Annotated in this window: 15 protein-coding genes and 2 tRNA genes; 8 read left to right on the forward strand and 9 right to left on the reverse strand. The window is 40.1% G+C overall.

Going from position 1 to position 16,738, the window contains the following annotated elements; genetic code table 11:
- Nucleotides 1-118 precede the first annotated feature (118 nt).
- A tRNA-Gly gene (locus F1E73_RS09020) sits at nt 119-191 on the forward strand.
- Nucleotides 192-318: 127 nt separating this feature from the next.
- Nucleotides 319-403: transfer RNA gene (locus F1E73_RS09025), tRNA-Leu, on the forward strand.
- A 781-nt stretch (nt 404-1,184) separates the two neighbouring features.
- On the opposite strand, the gene F1E73_RS09030 is transcribed toward F1E73_RS09025, so the two are convergent.
- On the reverse strand, nt 1,185-1,697 hold the full coding sequence (locus tag F1E73_RS09030; RefSeq protein WP_150451724.1) for a YfcE family phosphodiesterase: 513 nt from the start codon (nt 1,695-1,697) through the stop codon (nt 1,185-1,187).
- 250 nt (nt 1,698-1,947) lie between these two features.
- Between F1E73_RS09030 and F1E73_RS09035 the strand changes: the two genes are divergently transcribed.
- The 4 genes from F1E73_RS09035 (at nt 1,948) to F1E73_RS09050 (ending at nt 4,947) form a co-directional block, all read left to right on the forward strand.
- Complete coding sequence (locus F1E73_RS09035) at nt 1,948-2,856, forward strand: serine hydrolase (protein ID WP_150451725.1); 909 nt, start codon at nt 1,948-1,950, stop codon at nt 2,854-2,856.
- 409 nt (nt 2,857-3,265) lie between these two features.
- Nucleotides 3,266-3,604 carry a CidA/LrgA family protein gene (locus tag F1E73_RS09040; protein ID WP_150451726.1) on the forward strand — a complete coding sequence of 113 codons (339 nt, stop codon included), beginning with the start codon at nt 3,266-3,268 and terminating at the stop codon, nt 3,602-3,604.
- The gene (locus F1E73_RS09045) at nt 3,597-4,298 is read left to right on the forward strand and encodes an LrgB family protein (protein WP_150451727.1); all 702 of its coding nucleotides are present in this window, start codon (nt 3,597-3,599) and stop codon (nt 4,296-4,298) included. The genes F1E73_RS09040 and F1E73_RS09045 overlap by 8 nt, the downstream gene beginning before the upstream one ends.
- Nucleotides 4,299-4,449: 151 nt before the next feature.
- Nucleotides 4,450-4,947 carry a hypothetical protein gene (locus F1E73_RS09050; protein ID WP_150451728.1) on the forward strand — a complete coding sequence of 166 codons (498 nt, stop codon included), beginning with the start codon at nt 4,450-4,452 and terminating at the stop codon, nt 4,945-4,947.
- 173 nt (nt 4,948-5,120) lie between these two features.
- On the opposite strand, the gene F1E73_RS09055 is transcribed toward F1E73_RS09050, so the two are convergent.
- Entirely contained in the window at nt 5,121-5,897 is a 777-nt protein-coding gene (locus tag F1E73_RS09055; RefSeq protein ID WP_150451729.1) for a DUF1206 domain-containing protein, read from the reverse strand.
- A 364-nt stretch (nt 5,898-6,261) separates the two neighbouring features.
- Here F1E73_RS09055 and F1E73_RS09060 point away from each other — a divergent pair, with 364 nt between their 5' ends.
- Both F1E73_RS09060 and F1E73_RS09065 read left to right on the forward strand, forming a co-directional pair.
- Nucleotides 6,262-8,286 carry a S9 family peptidase gene (locus tag F1E73_RS09060; RefSeq protein WP_150451730.1) on the forward strand — a complete coding sequence of 675 codons (2,025 nt, stop codon included), beginning with the start codon at nt 6,262-6,264 and terminating at the stop codon, nt 8,284-8,286.
- 236 nt (nt 8,287-8,522) lie between these two features.
- Complete coding sequence (locus tag F1E73_RS09065) at nt 8,523-9,371, forward strand: 3-keto-disaccharide hydrolase (protein ID WP_150451731.1); 849 nt, start codon at nt 8,523-8,525, stop codon at nt 9,369-9,371.
- 126 nt (nt 9,372-9,497) lie between these two features.
- On the opposite strand, the gene F1E73_RS09070 is transcribed toward F1E73_RS09065, so the two are convergent.
- From F1E73_RS09070 to F1E73_RS09100, 7 genes are all read right to left on the reverse strand, one after another.
- A complete protein-coding gene (locus tag F1E73_RS09070) occupies nt 9,498-10,133 on the reverse strand; it encodes a hypothetical protein (RefSeq protein WP_223883396.1) in 636 nt (211 codons plus the stop codon).
- Nucleotides 10,134-10,238: 105 nt separating this feature from the next.
- The gene (locus F1E73_RS09075; protein ID WP_150451732.1) at nt 10,239-11,609 is read right to left on the reverse strand and encodes an MBL fold metallo-hydrolase RNA specificity domain-containing protein; all 1,371 of its coding nucleotides are present in this window, start codon (nt 11,607-11,609) and stop codon (nt 10,239-10,241) included.
- Nucleotides 11,610-11,700: 91 nt separating this feature from the next.
- The gene (locus F1E73_RS09080) at nt 11,701-12,552 is read right to left on the reverse strand and encodes an ATP cone domain-containing protein (RefSeq protein ID WP_086476990.1); all 852 of its coding nucleotides are present in this window, start codon (nt 12,550-12,552) and stop codon (nt 11,701-11,703) included.
- Between the two features lie 53 nt (nt 12,553-12,605).
- Nucleotides 12,606-13,451, reverse strand: coding sequence for a universal stress protein (locus F1E73_RS09085; protein ID WP_150451733.1), 846 nt, complete (start codon nt 13,449-13,451; stop codon nt 12,606-12,608).
- 102 nt (nt 13,452-13,553) lie between these two features.
- Nucleotides 13,554-14,450 carry a universal stress protein gene (locus tag F1E73_RS09090; RefSeq protein WP_086476992.1) on the reverse strand — a complete coding sequence of 299 codons (897 nt, stop codon included), beginning with the start codon at nt 14,448-14,450 and terminating at the stop codon, nt 13,554-13,556.
- A 166-nt stretch (nt 14,451-14,616) separates the two neighbouring features.
- Entirely contained in the window at nt 14,617-15,669 is a 1,053-nt protein-coding gene (locus tag F1E73_RS09095; RefSeq protein WP_150451734.1) for a response regulator, read from the reverse strand.
- Nucleotides 15,670-15,694: 25 nt separating this feature from the next.
- Nucleotides 15,695-16,738, reverse strand: a 1,044-nt coding sequence (locus F1E73_RS09100; protein WP_150451735.1) for a sensor histidine kinase, incomplete at its 5' end; no start/stop codon positions are given.

A 16,738-nucleotide genomic window follows, 5' to 3' on the forward strand; every position in this document is an offset into this window, starting at 1 on the left:
ATCCTATGCCAATTAGAAAGAATATGATACTTTTTAGTGAAAAAGGCTTTGCAATATGTAGAAATATATTAAATTTGCTCCCGCATTCGAGAAGGATGCGACGTTCATAAAGAAAAAGGCGAAAATAGCTCAGTTGGTAGAGCGCCACCTTGCCAAGGTGGAGGTCGCGGGTTCGAATCCCGTTTTTCGCTCGCAAGACGAAAACCGCCCTCCATCGACATTTATGTCGGCAAAGGGTTCCCCCGAAGCATAGGGGCCGTTTTTCGCTCATTAAACCTCCACGTTCTACCAGATGTGGAAACCTGCAAAACAGCAGAGGCTCGAGTGGTGGAATTGGTAGACACGTTGGACTTAAAATCCAATGGCCATTATGGCCGTGCGGGTTCAAGTCCCGCCTCGAGTACGAATGAAGAAAAGACCAAAGTGAAAGCTTTGGTTTTTTTGTTTCTACATGTGTACCAAATTTATTTGGGTATACATGTAAGGAACAAAAATAGCAGTCCTGTAAGGACTGGCCTTATCTTATCAACACGTTTGAATGGGACTCGCCGATAGGCAATTCCCGCCTCGAGTACGAAGACATGCCGTAACAACTTTTTAAATGAAGTGTTACGGTTTTTTTGCTATCATTCCAACCAGTTGCCAACCAATTTATAATACTTCGTAAACCGGCTTTTATACATCCTCTTTTTTCAGTTGTGACAGGGATCCTACTAAAAAACACCAAGTTATATTAACTCCTTTATTATCTCCATTATCAAACTACATGTTTTACGAAGGTAATTTTCTCATTTATACCCAAACGGGTGTAATACCTATCTACTACCCCTTTTTATACCCTAAAAGGTATAATAAAATGAAGTGGGATAGAGAAAGCACCATTGGGCAGTTTGTGAGGTATAGATATAAAGTTGCTAAGCTAACTCAGGTTGAACTATCCGATTTTACGGGCTTAGGCCCAGCCTGCCCAAGAATCACTTTCTTGCCTAAGATTCTTCAAAATATAACCCGACCGTTATAAATCCACTATTTTTCAATAAATGATCCTTCCATTTTTATTAAGCATACTACTCCATCTACTCAAAACCAGCCACCTCAGACAGACCGCAGTCTTCTTATTTAAGGACTTGGAGAAACGATGGTTTATTTAAATATCAACAGCCAATTACACTGTAACCTTCCATTTATAGGTGATAAACTTCCGCCTTTAGTGAAACGGTATCCAACACCATAAAGGTTGCAGGGATTTCCACCAGATCCCCTCCGTGAAAACCCATGATGGCCCCGGGATTAATAAGTAGGGTGTCATCTACCATTTCATCGTTTACTACGATATGGTTATGGCCATAGCACACCACATCGAATCCCCCATTCTCGGCGATTGTCCTAGCTTTATCGGGGTAGTGATTCATGGCCAAGGAAATTCCACCTAAAAGACTTCTAAAATATTCCCCATGAATGTGAATATGGGAATATTTCTTTGAGTTACGCATAATAGCAGCAACATCCCCGTCGTTATTACCAAAGACCATGTGAACTGGGTCGGAATACGAACGCCCTAATAAATGTATTATAAAAGGCGAACAGAGGTCACCACAAAACAGCATCGCTTCAGTAGCTTGTAGCGCTGGCATGGCCAAGGCTTTTTGAAGGTTCCAGATGTTGTCGTGGATATCGGAAAGTATGGCGATTTTCATAGATGATGGGTTTTTAAATATTTAATTCATCAACAGTTGTAGCTCGGATTTTAATCCATTCCTAACATAAACTTTTTGTAGTTGCTTTTAATTTACAAAAAATAAGGTCGCTCATTTGAAATAAACTATCAACCTTTTTTTGAGATACACCCCAAAGCCAATTTCTTCCTATATTACTTAGCTCAAAATCCAGCTTAAAAGTTTATTTTCATCAATCCTTTATCGGTATAAAAAAAACTAATCAATAACCATGAAATCATTGAAACCTATTTTAGCCATCGCTCTAACTTCCCTATTCCTTTTAATCACCTCCTGTCACATTAAATCTTCTGAAAAAGAAGAATTAGAAAAGACCATCCAGGCCCAAATAGACTCCATAGACGGTACCGTTGCTGTTGCATTTTATAGCTTATCTAAACCCAAAGACAGTTTATTAATAAATGTTGACGAGAAGTTTCATGCAGCCAGCACCATGAAAGTGCCTGTGATGATCGAATTATTTAAGCAGGCTAGCCAAGGGAAAATAAATCTTCAAGATTCTATTGTTTTGAAAAATGAATTTAAAAGCATTGTAGATGGCAGCTTGTACCGTATGGACATAAACGATGATAGTGACGATATTATCTACAATCAAATTGGCAGTAAAGTAGCGCTCAAAGATTTAATGCATAGCATGGTTACGATAAGTAGCAATTTGGCCACCAATGTATTAATTGAACTTGTAGATGCTAAAAAGGTAACCGCTAGTATGCGAGACTTAGGCGCAGAAAACATAGAAGTTTTGAGGGGCGTTGAAGATCTAAAAGCGTATGAAAAAGGCTTAAGTAATTCTACTACCGCCAAGGATTTAATGGTTATAATGAAATCTATCGCAAATAATTCTGCAGGAACCCCTAAAGATTGTGAGGCGATGATCACCATCTTAAAAGATCAACAGCATAAGAGTCTAATTCCTTTTTATTTACCCGAAGAGGTGAAAGTAGCGCACAAAACTGGATCTATAACGGGGGTTCACCACGATGCGGGAATTGTGTATTTGCCAGATGGCAACGCCTATGTATTAGTACTACTTTCTAAGAATTTAAAAGATATTGATAAGGGGACCGAACAATTAGCCAGAATATCGAAAACCTTGTATGACTATGTAAGCAGTAATTAAAGCCAATAAAACCCATATACCGGCAAGTCTATGGCTATCCGTGAAGAATCCATATAAGCGTGCATGAAAAAAAACTGAATGATAAGAGTTTTATTCCACTGAAAAATCCATGCCAACATAGGGTGCTATCAAGAAGTTCTTGAATGACTTAGCTTGCACGCAATTAGGTTATTTTCAACTTTTTTTTGAAAGCTTTTTTTGGTTTCTTTTGATAATAGGGGTACATCCCGTAAAATTGCAGTTCGCACAACATCAACTAAAACACAGTACGAAACAGAAGGACGCAGCAGGAAGATTCAGGTTAAAAGGAAATACACCTCACAACCATCGCATAAACCTGTTAAATTACGTATAACTCGCTCTAATATTCCCGGAATAGGAGTGCAATTCCAAATCAGAATTAATTAAAATGCTTAAAGGAGTCCTATATATATTTTTATTCCTACTAATTGGAGAAGTCATAGTTTCCCTATTTAATCTTCCCATTGCTGGCAACATTGTTGGCATGGTTGCCATTTTTATAGCCTTAAAGACAAAAGTGATTAAATTAAAGGATGTGAAGCCTGCCTCGGATCAGTTTATAAAATACATGGTTTTATTTTTTATACCCTACGGAGTAGGCTTAATGACTTTTTACGACATGCTAAAAATGCATTGGGTCGCCATAGTAGTGAGCACGGTATTAAGTACTATCCTCACCTTGTATGTAACTGGTATCGTCTTACAAAAATTTGGAAAAGATGAGTGAAATCTATCAACAACCCTTATTTGGAATTTTTATAACCTTATTGGTATTTCAATTATCCCAAATAATTGCTCGTAAATGGAAGTTTGTACTTTTCAATCCAGTGTTGCTTTCCGTTGTATCCATCATTGGCTTTTTGCTCCTACTTAATATAGATTTTGAAGCGTACAATGTGGGCGGCCAATATTTAGGATTTTTATTAGGGCCTACCGTGGTGGCCTTGGGGGTATTATTTTACGAGAAATACGAACAGATAAAGTTAAACCTACTGCCCTTTGTAGCTTCGGTGGTCATTGGAGGCACCATCAGCGTACTATCCGTATGCCTTTTAGCTATGCTACTTGGCGCTTCCGAACCCATTATACGATCCTTGGCACCCAAGTCTGTCACCACTCCAATAGCCTTGGAAATTGCTAAAATTATTGGCGGATTGCCTTATATTGCTGCTGGGATTGTAATTGCGGTAGGAATCTTTGGCAATGCTTTTGGCCCTGGTATTTTGCGTATTTTAGGGATAAGGAACAAAAATGCCATTGGGGCGGCCCTAGGAACTGCTGCTCACGGCATTGGCACTGCCAGAGCCTTAGACGAAGGTAAGTTGGCAGGTGCCTATGGCGGACTAGCCATGTGCATTAATGGCTTGTTAACGGCCCTAATTACGCCCTACCTCCTAGAGCTAATCCTTCCTATGGTATAACCTTGCATTGAAATGCCCAGGTCTATGGGGGAGCCCAACTTTTACGAAATCGATAATCATTTGCTATCTTCGCAAAACACGTAAAAAAAGGAAGAAACGATCTTCACTACGCAAAGCTATTTAGCTAAGGAATCATCTAACATATGGAAAAATGAAAAAGCTAGTAATCATACTATTAAGCTTTGGACTTTTTGCATGTAATCAGCAGAAAGACCAAATTACAACTTTACAAAACCGCATAGACAGTTTAGAAGTAAAACTTGCAAACACCTATAAACCCGGATTTGGGGATTTTATGGGGAGCATACAAACACATCACGCCAAACTATGGTTTGCAGCACAAAATCACAACTGGCAACTTGCCGATTTTGAAGTGCACGAAATAGAGGAGGCTATTGAAGGCATTCTCAACTTTCAAGCAGACCGAGAGGAAACTAAAATGATTGGCATGTTAGAACCGGCCTTGGATAGTATTGAAAAAGCCATTGAAAAGAAGGATATCGATTTATTTAATAGGAGCTACAAACAGCTTACAATAAGCTGTAACCAATGCCATCTAGCCGTAGACATGGGGTATAATGTTGTTAAGGTTCCAGAATTCTCACCTTTCAGCAATCAAGAGTTTAAACCAATGGACAATTCCAAATAAGTTTAAGCCCTTCTAATTAAGGGTTTCTTTAGGACTTTAATAGTTCTATGGGAACCCTTATTTTTTTGCATAGCTATGCCGGTATCTTTCTACCGTTTTTATTTAGCATCCAAAATTTCCTGTTAAACCATCCCGACCATAGAATTATTCCTGTTTTGATCTAGACCACGGTATTAATCCTTAAATCCCCGATATTTGGTCATAAGGAACATATAAACACCATAGCAGATGAGTCCAAAAGCTACCAAACCCACCAGCCAAGGACCTTCAGAATTTTGACGCAAGAAGGAAAACGCCTCTGAAGTGCCTTTTATTGACTCTTGACTAGCCGTATCTGCTGCCTTAAAGAAGAAGTAAGCGACGATGCCCTCTACGATTCCCCTGGAAATTAAGCCAGCATAGCCCAGCCATTTGATGCTTTTAATGGTCTTCCTGTTGGATAAGGTATTCAAATGAAATTTCGATAAGAAATCGCCTTTAAATGCTTGTACAAACTGAAAAATGGCTTTGATGGCAATTCCGGCAGCAATTGCATAAAAGAGGTACGGAAGGGATTCCGAAGGGAGCATATTTACTTTTCCATTTGTCCCCTGGTTAGTTTCTTTAAATATTTCATAGAACGCATAGACTCCTAGTCCTAAATACACCAATCCGCTAATTAATAACCCGATGCGTTTCCCAATTCCTTTCGCGCTGTTACCCATGTCTTCTGGATCTTTAATGCTTTGGAAGAAGCGCCAAAAGGCGTAACACAACAATCCAAGGCCCAACAGCCCCAAAAGTATTTTCCCAAAGGGCTGCTCTTCCAAAAACTTTAAGATGCCCAATTTCCCTTCGGAAGAACTACCAAGACCGATGGCGGCCCCCAGCGTTAAAATTCCTGTCAATGCATAGACCACCCCCTTGGAGGCATAACCGGTTCGGGCAATTTTTCGAATTCTTTTGTCCATGATTTCAAATTTGACCTCAAGGTAGTCCACTTAGGCCAATATTATTACCCCTAATACCCTAACTTTCTACACTATATGCAATTATAAGGGGTTTAGATATAATCTCAGCTATCTCAGTAGACTTGTGACAGCACCCCTTGAGAAAAGTGATTATTAATCTCATAGTATCTCCCAGTAATCACATCTTGGATGTATCCAAAATAATAAGGAAAACAACATCTAGTAAAATCCGATCCGTTTGTAAAAGCCCCTATCACCAGATCGGGATTTATCTTTTAGGGTAATGAAGAATAAAAATGATACTTTTATCATTTGGCGGGTTTCCGCAGAAAAATATTAATCAATAAGTTCAAATCGTTTAATAATGAAACACCTCTTTGTTACCATTACATTTTTGTTAGCGATGACTACCTCTAGTTACGCACAAATACAATCCAATTTAGAACTCACGGACATATTTAATATGGAGTTTGTATCGGATCCACAAATTTCTCCAGATGGAACCAAGGTTATCTACGTACGAAACTTCAAGGATATAATGACCGATAAAAATCTCTCTAATCTTTGGATGATAAATTTTGATGGCTCTAACAATAGACCTCTTACAACGGGAAACCACAACGACACGTATCCCCGCTGGTCCCATGATGGTAAAAAAATAATTTTTAAATCGAATAGGGCAGATGACAAAACGAAGCTCTATATGATGTGGTTGGATACCAGGGAGTATGTTGCCATAACCAATAGCACCGAAGTCCCCAGGGATGTAGCATGGTCTTACGACGATAAGCACCTAGCTTTTAACATGTTTGTACCCAAGAAGCGTGAATCCATCATAAAAATGCCCCATAAACCCGAGGGAGCCAAATGGAATGCGCCCCCAATATATATTGACGATACAAAGTACCGTGGTGATGGACAGGGATACTTAAAAAGCGGGAACGTACAATTATTCACCATCCCCATAGACGGAGGCACCGCAAGGCAACTAACCTTCACGGATTTTGATCATGGCGCCCCTATTTGGTCTAAGGACAATGCCTTATTATATTTTAGTGCCAATTTCCACAAACCAGAAGAAATGGAGCCTCTAGATGGGGAGATCTACCAGATAGCCTTAGAAGATGGGGCTATTAAGGCCCTCACCAATCGCTACGGTCCTGATACCAATCCCGTACTATCACCAGACGGGAAAAAGATTGCCTATTTAGGATTCGATGATACGCATTACGGGTATCAAGTGACCAACCTTTACACCATGAATATAGATGGCAGCGATTCTAAAATAATCTCTGCTGATTTTGATAGGGATATTCAAAATATTTATTGGAAAAATGACGGCAAGGGGCTTTATTTTCAATACGACGACAAGGGGGATACCAAGTTAGCCTACATCTCTTTAGCTGGCAAGGTATCTATAATCACTGAAAGTTTAGGCGGACTTTCTTTAGGCAGGCCCTATAATGCCGCTAGTTTCAGTGCCTCTAAAACCGATAAATTTGCCTATACCCTTGGAGCAACCGATCATCCTGCGGACTTGGGGGTGGCAGACACAAAGCGCAGTAAGCGTTTAACCGCTCTCAATGATGACTTATTCTCCTTTAGAAACCTTGGGAACGTAGAGGAGATATGGTGGGAATCGTCCTTCGACAATCGAAAAATACAGGGATGGATTGTAACTCCTCCAAATTTTGATCCCAGCAAAAAATATCCAATGATTCTGGAGATCCACGGAGGCCCACACACCAGTTATGGCTCTGTATATTCTGCAGAAATACAGGCATTCGCTGCAGCAGGCTATGTAGTGCTCTATGCCAACCCTAGGGGAAGTACAAGTTACGGTCGGGAATTTGGGCAATTGATACACCACGATTATCCAAATAACGATTATGACGATCTTATGTCTGGTGTAGATGCGGTTATTGCAAAAGGATTTATCGATGAAGATAATTTATTTGTCACCGGTGGTAGTGGCGGGGGTGTACTTACCGCATGGATAGTAGGTAAAACAGACCGATTTAAAGCGGCGGTGGTAGTAAAGCCGGTAATAAACTGGTATAGCTTTGTATTATATGCCGATAACGTGGCCTACTTCTCTAAATATTGGTTCGATAAAAAGCCATGGGAAGATCCGGAGAGCTATTTAAAACGCTCCCCTTTAACCTATGTGGCTAATATAAATACGCCCACCATGCTTCTCACGGGGGAGGAGGATTTTAGGACTCCTATAGCGGAAACGGAACAATTTTATGCGGCTTTAAAATTGGAAAATGTAGAAACTGCCATGGTTAGAATACCAGGCGCTTCCCATGGGATAGCCAATAAGCCCAGTAACTTTATCGCAAAAGTTGCTAGTATCCTAGCCTGGTTTGATAAATATAAGGAGTGATCATAAGTCTCCAGTTTACAAAAAACTTGTATGCGATAGCACGGTGAAAGGTCTTGACAGGATGCTGAAAATCAATGTAAATTGTTCAGCATCCTATTGAGCGTAGTATTTATCTTAAAATCCAAGATTTATCTACCGGGGTATTTACAAATAAAATTGATACTTTTATCATTTGGCGGATTTCCGCCGAAAAACTCATTAATTAATTTTAAATCGTTTTATTTTAAACCCTATCCATGAAAAATAAATCTTTCCATTCGGTTCCAGTACTAGCATCCCTTTTGGTGCTTTCGTTTATTCTGTATAGCTGCAGCACAACCCCAGATCTAAAGTGGGAGCAAATGTTTAACGGGAAAGACCTAAGTAATTGGAATATTAAGATTAGGCACCATCAACTGAATGAAAACTACGCCAATACTTTTAGGGTAAATGACGGTCAGATACAAGTGCGATATGATGGGTATGATAGCTTTGATGAGCAATTTGGACATCTGTTTTACGAAAAGCCCTATTCTTCTTACCTCATTGGGGTAGAATACCGTTTTGTGGGAGATCAAGTAAAGGGCGGACCAGGTTGGGCTTATAGGAATAGTGGTATCATGATTCACGGTCAGGATCCAGCGGATATGACCTTAGACCAGGATTTCCCTAATTCCATAGAGGTTCAACTATTGGGGGGCAACGGAAAGGATGAGCGTTCTAACGCCAACCTTTGTACTCCAGGAACTCAATACGAAAAAGATGGTGAGATTATTTCAAGGCACTGCACCAACTCCAATTCCAAGACCTTCCACGGAGACCAATGGGTACGTGTAGAAGTGTTGGTCCTAAGGGACTCTTTAGTGGTACACTATGCCAATGGTGAAGAGGTGATGCGTTATAACAAGCCCCAACTAGATCCGGTAGACGGAAATAAGCAGGGGGAACTATTAACCGGCGGAACCATTTCCCTACAAAGTGAGAGTCACCCAGTTGATTTTAGAAAAGTAGAGATTGTTAATTTAGACAAGGTGGCAAACGATCCTGAAAAATTACAGCAAGCCATTGATAAGTTAATGGCAGAGAAGCGTATTCCCAAGCAGTAAGGATTAGAGCTTCGCCCTAAGGTAACAGAGCGCGTTTAACCTGTATACCAAACAAGCCATTAATATTTAGGGGTGTTGTGCCAGTTTTACCTTGGACCAACACCCCTAACTATTTTCTCCTAAGTCTTATTTATTTCGAAAAATAAGATCTTGTTCTTCCATTGCCCGTACCACCAATTTAATATAATCTTCCAAGGTCTTGTCTATTTTCTTGGGGTCCGTGATATCTATAGCCCCTCTCCATATCAATGCCCTTTCCTTATCTACACAGATACAGTACAAGGACGTTTCTGCATGATATACCTTAAATTGGTCGTAATAATCCCGATCGTAAAAAACTCCCTGGCTACCCAAATAGTCATCCTTAAAACCCCCATAAAAACTTTGAAGTTCGGACATGGTCTTGCGAAAGGTCTGTTTGTTTTCCGATCCGGAAACCTTACTAAACATAATGGCATCGAACCCTTTATCCAATAACTGTTCTTCCAATTGATCCAATTCCTCCTCCGTTTTTTTGGTATTGGTAAAGGCTACATCAAACAGGTCGATACTCCTCATGGCCTCTATACCTCTTTTATCGAACTCTTTTTTAAATCGAGTTTCAAAATCCTTCCTAACCTCGGCATTATCGGTCATCCCCACAATAAGCACCTTATACGCATCAAATAAAACGATGTCTGGATTCTTGTAATTCTCTACCATTTCCACGGAAGAACAGCCCAACACTCCTATAATAAATGCAAATACCAATAGCTTTTTCACTTTCTAAATATGTTAATGAATATACTTTTATATGATGTACTCCTCTATTTTGTCTCCCCAATAAAGGAAGATCTCACGCTATTCTAGTAATTTCCTTTTATATTATTAGATGGTCAGTTCCAGCACTTCCTGAAGATGGGGCACCTGCACCTTCCAACCAAGACTATCTTTTATTTTAACCCTAAAGGCATCCAAGGCACTGGGCTCCCCATGAATTAAAAAGGTGTTTTCAGGAATATTCTTTACTTCTTTCAGCCAGTGCAATAACTCTCCTTGGTCTGCATGGGCCGACAGACTTTCTAGATGGTGAATTTCTGCCTTAACCGGAATATATTTTCCAAACAGTTTTATTTCATGGGCCCCTTCCAATAATTGTCGGCCTCTAGTTCCCTCCGCTTGATACCCTACCAATAAAACGGTTGTAGCATCCCTATCTACCAACTGCTTAAGATAGGTTAGTACCCTACCTCCGGTTACCATTCCACTTCCTGCAATCACCACCTTGGGTCTAGGATTGTCTATGGTCTTCCAAGTATCACCATAGGACGTTATAATATTAAAATGGTCACACATGGCACGGTATTCCTTTAAGGAAAGCTTATGCCATTGTGGATACGTCTCAAACACAGACAGTACATTGTTCCCCATAGGGCTATCGATAAAAATAGGGATGTTGGGAATCTTATTTTCCTTATACAACGTCCATAGCAGGTACATTAAGGTCTGGAGTCGCTCTACAGCAAAAGATGGAATAATCAAATTTCCCCCTTCGTTAATGGTTTTAGCTATTAAACTTGAAAGAATATCCCCAACCTTCTCTTCTGGGTGTAGTTTATTCCCATAGGTACTTTCCAGAAACAGATAATCTGCCCATTCTGGTCGGTCTGGAGAATAAAGCAAGGGGTCCTCTCTACGGCCTACATCCCCAGAAAATACAAATAGCTTACCACAGAGTTCCAATTCAATAAAAGTGGCTCCAATGATATGACCGTTATATCTAAATCTAAACCTGATGTTCTCCGATAGGAATAGCCACTCGTCCTTTTCTGCGTGTTTAAACATTCCAATGGTTTTTTCTGCCTCCTCCAGGGTATAATAAGGAATTGCAGGACGGTGCTTACTATACGCCTCTTCATTGGCCCTTTCTGCTTCTTCCATATGTATTTTAGCGCTATCCCGTAATATTATAGCGGTTATAGCTAAGGTGGGTGATGTTCCTATTATTTCCCCATGGAAGCCTTCTTTCACCAGACGCGGCAAATAACCGGTATGATCTAGGTGCCCATGAGTTAGTAGCACACAGTCTACTTTAGAAACGTCTATTGGAAGAGGCTGCCAATTAATCTCCCTTAATTCTTTTAGACCTTGGAACATTCCGCAATCCACTAAAATGTTTTGTTCTGGAGTTTCTAAATAGAATTTAGATCCGGTAACAGTACCCGCAGCTCCCAAAAAATGAATCTTGATCTTGTTCATCGATATTGATTTAAGTTAGATTTGCCCCATACCAAATTGGAAGCCTACTGCAAACAAACTACTCTACTACAAGGTCTGCCTGAAAGAAGGTTTACCTTTTCCCATGCCCACATAACTGGTTTATTTCCTTGAGGATCTTTTGTTTCCTCGTTGCTGAAACCCCCAAATGATCCAAGAAAAACTGGTCTTCTATTAGCTGTCTACACAGCACCACATCCCGACTCAACAAAAACTGTTTTTCCCTTTTGGTAAGTAATTGGGATACGGTGATGGGATACAGGCCCAACCGATAAATGCGGTCCTTAAGTCCGTCATCTTCTGGATAATCCCAACTAAAAAGATGTAATCCCATACAGATACCATATTTTAAGGCGTCATCCGTAAAACGGGTATTGGTCACCACTCCGCCAATTACCCTTTCTTTATCCATTTCCCCATCTTTTATCAACTGCTGTTTCACATCTTGAAATCGAGCGTTGATATACAGCGGTACTTTCACATTGCAATTGCGATCTTCTTCTCCATGAAATTTACATTCCAACAGGTAGATATTATCATTTTTCTCGGCAAAAACATCAATTTCGTGGGTAACACATACTCCACGCATAATTTTACCTACGGTAGTTTTAAAGCCAGAGTAATCTAAAATGGCAGCAACAAATTTCTCGAAAGGGAATCCGGTAGGCCCCAATTCGAAGATTGCCCTTTTTACTTTGTACTTGGCGGCATAAATAGATTTCTTATTCTTTAGAAGGGCAAAGGCACGGTTGTAAATCTCCCTGGATGTTATTCCGTCATAAAGCTCCTCTTTCACTTGCCCCACAATCTGTTCTACCAACTGGTCATCCGCTCCACTTTGCACCAAGGAACTGCGCAGCTTGTCCGTAGAGAAGTGCACCTTCTCTCCCGAAGATTTAACAATATCTATACTGACTTTTTCCATGGCTTCATTTAAAGTATATTAAGGCCCTTACCTTGCTACCTAACAAAGAGACCTTATCTGGATACATTTTGAAGTACCATAAAGGGGATTTTAAGATGCAACCCCAATTTATCGATGGTAGACTGGTACAACATGTCTTCCATATAGGAGTGTCTAGAATTGACCAAGACCAACATATTGATGGCGTGATGTTCTATGTGTTTGGTTATTGCTACCGTTTTATCTTTCTCTAAAGTGGTCTCAAAATTAAGTTTAGGCTTTTTCAAACAGTTCTTCAGAAACTCCTTATTGTCCTCCTGCCTCCAAGATAGATTGGTAATAGGATCTATATACAACAGGTGCACCGTAGAGCGGAAAGACCCCGTCATTTCACAAAGCAATTTCAGCTCCCTTCTTTTATTGGGAACCATATAATTTGTGGGAAAGAGAATTTCTTTTGGAGGATGAAACTCATACCCTTCCGGGATGGCCAGTACGGGGCAATGTACATATTTTAAAAGGTGCAGGGTGTTGCTACCAAAGCTAAGGTTCCTGTCATTGGTATCGCCCCGGGTGCCCATTACTACAATATCCATGTTCTCCTCATTAACCAGCTCGTTTACCTCGTCTACCAAGTCACCAAAAACTGCTAACGACTTTACCTTGTGTTTGGGGTTAGGAGAAAAATCTGCTAACTGCTTCACTACTTTCGCTAATGACTTTTTAGTTTTCTGCAGGGTTTCTTCTTTTAAATCCTCCACGCTTTCAGCATCCATTGTCACTGCTTTCCGATACACCTCATCTGCAAAGGCATGAAGAATAAAAAACTCACACTTTTCATATTTAAACACCTGACAGGCATACTTTAATGCATTAAAGGCATTCTCCGAAAAATCTGTGGGTACCAATACTTTTCTCATAAGACTATAAATTATCCTTTAATAAAACCATACACCTTTTAAGACCGTCATCAAACTATAGGTGAGAACCTACTTTCGTTTACAAAAACCTATGTATCCCCTTCAGTTTTTATATTTAGAAAGTTTGTTTACCTCCGACCAAAATGAATTGGAAGAAGACTTCTCGTGCAGAATAAAGAAGGGAATTTTGGTATGATAGCTTATCTCATCCAATGCCGGCTTAAATAATATCTTTTGAAAGAAATTTAAATTTTTGGCTACCATGGCAATCATATCAATGCTTCTTTCCTCTGAAAAGGAGTCTACTGCCCCATCCAAATTAGAACCACCAAGGGAGAAAAAGCTATGTTCTACATCCTTAAAATAATCGTCTAAAAACTCCTTATTGGTCAACTGATCCTGACTTAAATCTTCTTTTCTTCTAGAATAATGTACTATGTGCAGGGCAGACTGGTTCAATTGCACAATGCCCAAAAGATTTTCCAATACGTTTATATCGTAGCCTAAATGGTAATCGGTTGGGAAAGCTATCCTCATTGGCTTTTGATATATCGCTTCTTCCGGAACTGCCAGCAGGGCACATTTCACCTTAGTGATTACGTTCCCCGTATTGGTTCCAAGCGCCGCGTGTTTTACTTCGCTAGCTCCCTTGCATCCCATTACGATAAGGTCTATTCCCCTGTTGTATACCTCGCGTTTTATGGCATCCACAAAATAATCGTGTACCGTATGCGACAGGAAGGTATGTTTGGTATTGGGAAGGATTTCTTGAATCCTTCCCACCCAATCCTTTAATTTTATGCGACTTTCCTCTAGAGCACCATTTTGTGGACGGAATTCCGAAGGCTTAATGGCAGTCCCCATATTAGAATAGATGGGAACAGGATTAACATGCAGTAAATAAAACGTACACCTGTGTTTCTTAAACAGTTGCACACTATATTTTAAGGCATTAAAGCTGTTTTCGGAAAAATCCGTAGGTACTAAAATGTTCTTCATTGCTAATTGGGTTTGCTTATACTCGATAAAAGTAAGTCGCGAAACCCTAAACCTAAATGACAAAGGTCATGTAGTAGCTTTATTCCAAATAGAGCAGGCCTTTAGCGTTAAAAATAATTTTACCCTCAAAATTCAAATGCGTTTAGTACCCACTTGAATAATAAGGCTAGGTAACCTTTGCAAGACCTTCTTTGTCTAAAATCTGAATTTTACGATCCTCTATGCGGATCAATCCCTCTTTTTTCAAGCTAGACAAGGTCCTTATCAGGGTCTCTGTTGCCATTCCAGCGACACTGGCTAGGTCGCTCCGAAGAATATGCAATCTGCCCTGTGAATCTTTTTCTAGTTTCTCTGCAAATTTTAATATGGTGGTTGCTGTTTTCCTTCTAACCGACCCATATGCCATCTCTAGCAATTGCTCTTTGGCGTCCGTTAGATTCTCCGATAGCAAGGTCATAAGCTCCATGGCTAATTGAGGGTTTTCTTGGAGCAATTTCACAAATTCGTCCTGCGGCAACCCTATCAAGTCCACTTCTTCCATAGCTGTTGCAGCTTCTTGGTAAGGGAGATTTTTAGTAAAACAGCTAAAACCAAAGAAATCCTCCGCCTTATAAATTCCCGTAATCAACTCCTTGCCCCACTCATCCAATTTATGGGTCTTCACTACCCCCTTATTTACCAAATAAATAAAATTGGAGTTGCTACCCTCGGTATACACCTCTTCTCCCACGGAAAATTGGAAGGGTCGCCCTTCCTCTACCAGATGGTTTTTGAGATGTTCCATGGTTTGCATTCCTAAGCCAATATTGGAGGATTTGGGATTAACCGTATCCCTATGCTCGGCTAAAATATTCATCCTAGCCAGTCGGCTGTTAATAGCTCCTACCAGCTCTGCCTCGGTAAAGGGCTTCGTAATATAATCATCGGCCCCCAGATCCATACCCTTGCGTATGTCTTTCCGTTCTGTCTTTGCAGATAGAAAAATAAAGGGGATTTGTTTAGTTTGCTCTTCTTGAGACAAGGCCTGCAAGGCTCCATAGCCATCCAGCTCCGGCATCATAATATCGCAAATGATAATATCTGGCAAGTGCTCTTTTGCAAGTTGCACCCCCTTGTTTCCATTGGAAGCTGTAACTACCTGGAATTCGGACAATTCCAAAAGTTCGGCGGTATTTTCCCGCAATACCGGATCGTCCTCTATAAGCAACACACGTTTCATTAACAGTAAATTTAATATTTATCTTTTAATTTAAGGAATTCTTAAGAGGAAATTCAACCGAGAACTCCGATCCTTCCCCCAACTTACTTTTAAAATAAATGTCTCCCCCTATATTCTCCACATGCTTCTTTACTATATTCAGGCCAATTCCCGAACCTTGTATAAGCAGTGCATTTTCGGCTCTAAAGTATCTGGTAAAAATATACTTCAAAGCCTTTTCAGGAATCCCTATTCCCTGGTCAATAATATGAAAAATAATTTTTGTGGGTTGTAAATCCACCTTTATAGCTATTTCTGTATCCTCCGAGGAATATTTAATGGCATTGTGCAGTAAATTGGTAAGCACCAAAGTAATAATACGCTCTTCCTGATAGATTTCTATTTCATCAATATTTTCAGGGTATTTTATATTCTGTCCGTCCTTTAAGAGCATATTGGCATTATATACCACTTCATTTATGACTTTACTTAGGGAAAACTCTGTGAATTTATACACTTCTTTCCCCTTTTCCAATCGTTCTAATGATAGAAAGTCATTTAATATCCCGGTAAGATGATGGACTCCTCCAATAATAGTGCGGAGGTGTTTTTCCCTTTTATCTTGCTGATCTTCCTTGGTGTATTTCCCCACTAATGTGGCCGAGGTGAGTATGCCGCTCAAGGGTGTTTTAAACTCATGGGAGACTAGGGACAAGAATTCGGATTTTAGGTCATTAAGCTCTCGTTCCTTTTGGAGGGCACTTTTAATTTTAGATTCCGCAGCTTCCCGCAGCTTTATTTCTTGAGTGAGCTTGGCTACGGTTTCTTCCAATTCATTGGTACGCGTCTTTATCTTCTGCTTTAATTGGTCATTTAGGTCCTTTATCTTTTTTTCCTGCTCCTTTTTTTCGGTAACATCAATAATAAGGGCCATTACATAGGACTCCCCAGATAAGTTAAACGGATTTAGCCCCACCTCAATAGGAAATTGCAATCCATCCTTACGCTTCCCGTAAAGTGTTCTACCATGGGCCATTCTCCTTTGATCGCGGGTTTTACTAAACTCGTCCACATAGGTATCATGCGCTTT

It is taken from the genome of Arenibacter lacus, assembly GCF_008711145.1.
Classification (GTDB): Bacteria; Bacteroidota; Bacteroidia; order Flavobacteriales; family Flavobacteriaceae; genus Arenibacter; species Arenibacter amylolyticus.

Coding starts and splice junctions, on each gene's coding strand:
- F1E73_RS09030 (WP_150451724.1), bottom strand. CDS start 1,697: ATGAAAATCGCCATACTTTCCGATATCCACGACAACATCTGGAACCTT.
- F1E73_RS09035 (WP_150451725.1), top strand. CDS start 1,948: ATGAAATCATTGAAACCTATTTTAGCCATCGCTCTAACTTCCCTATTC.
- F1E73_RS09040 (WP_150451726.1), top strand. CDS start 3,266: ATGCTTAAAGGAGTCCTATATATATTTTTATTCCTACTAATTGGAGAA.
- F1E73_RS09045 (WP_150451727.1), top strand. CDS start 3,597: ATGAGTGAAATCTATCAACAACCCTTATTTGGAATTTTTATAACCTTA.
- F1E73_RS09050 (WP_150451728.1), top strand. CDS start 4,450: ATGAAAAAGCTAGTAATCATACTATTAAGCTTTGGACTTTTTGCATGT.
- F1E73_RS09055 (WP_150451729.1), bottom strand. CDS start 5,897: ATGGACAAAAGAATTCGAAAAATTGCCCGAACCGGTTATGCCTCCAAG.
- F1E73_RS09060 (WP_150451730.1), top strand. CDS start 6,262: ATGAAACACCTCTTTGTTACCATTACATTTTTGTTAGCGATGACTACC.
- F1E73_RS09065 (WP_150451731.1), top strand. CDS start 8,523: ATGAAAAATAAATCTTTCCATTCGGTTCCAGTACTAGCATCCCTTTTG.
- F1E73_RS09075 (WP_150451732.1), bottom strand. CDS start 11,609: ATGAACAAGATCAAGATTCATTTTTTGGGAGCTGCGGGTACTGTTACC.
- F1E73_RS09080 (WP_086476990.1), bottom strand. CDS start 12,552: ATGGAAAAAGTCAGTATAGATATTGTTAAATCTTCGGGAGAGAAGGTG.
- F1E73_RS09085 (WP_150451733.1), bottom strand. CDS start 13,451: ATGAGAAAAGTATTGGTACCCACAGATTTTTCGGAGAATGCCTTTAAT.
- F1E73_RS09090 (WP_086476992.1), bottom strand. CDS start 14,450: ATGAAGAACATTTTAGTACCTACGGATTTTTCCGAAAACAGCTTTAAT.
- F1E73_RS09095 (WP_150451734.1), bottom strand. CDS start 15,669: ATGAAACGTGTGTTGCTTATAGAGGACGATCCGGTATTGCGGGAAAAT.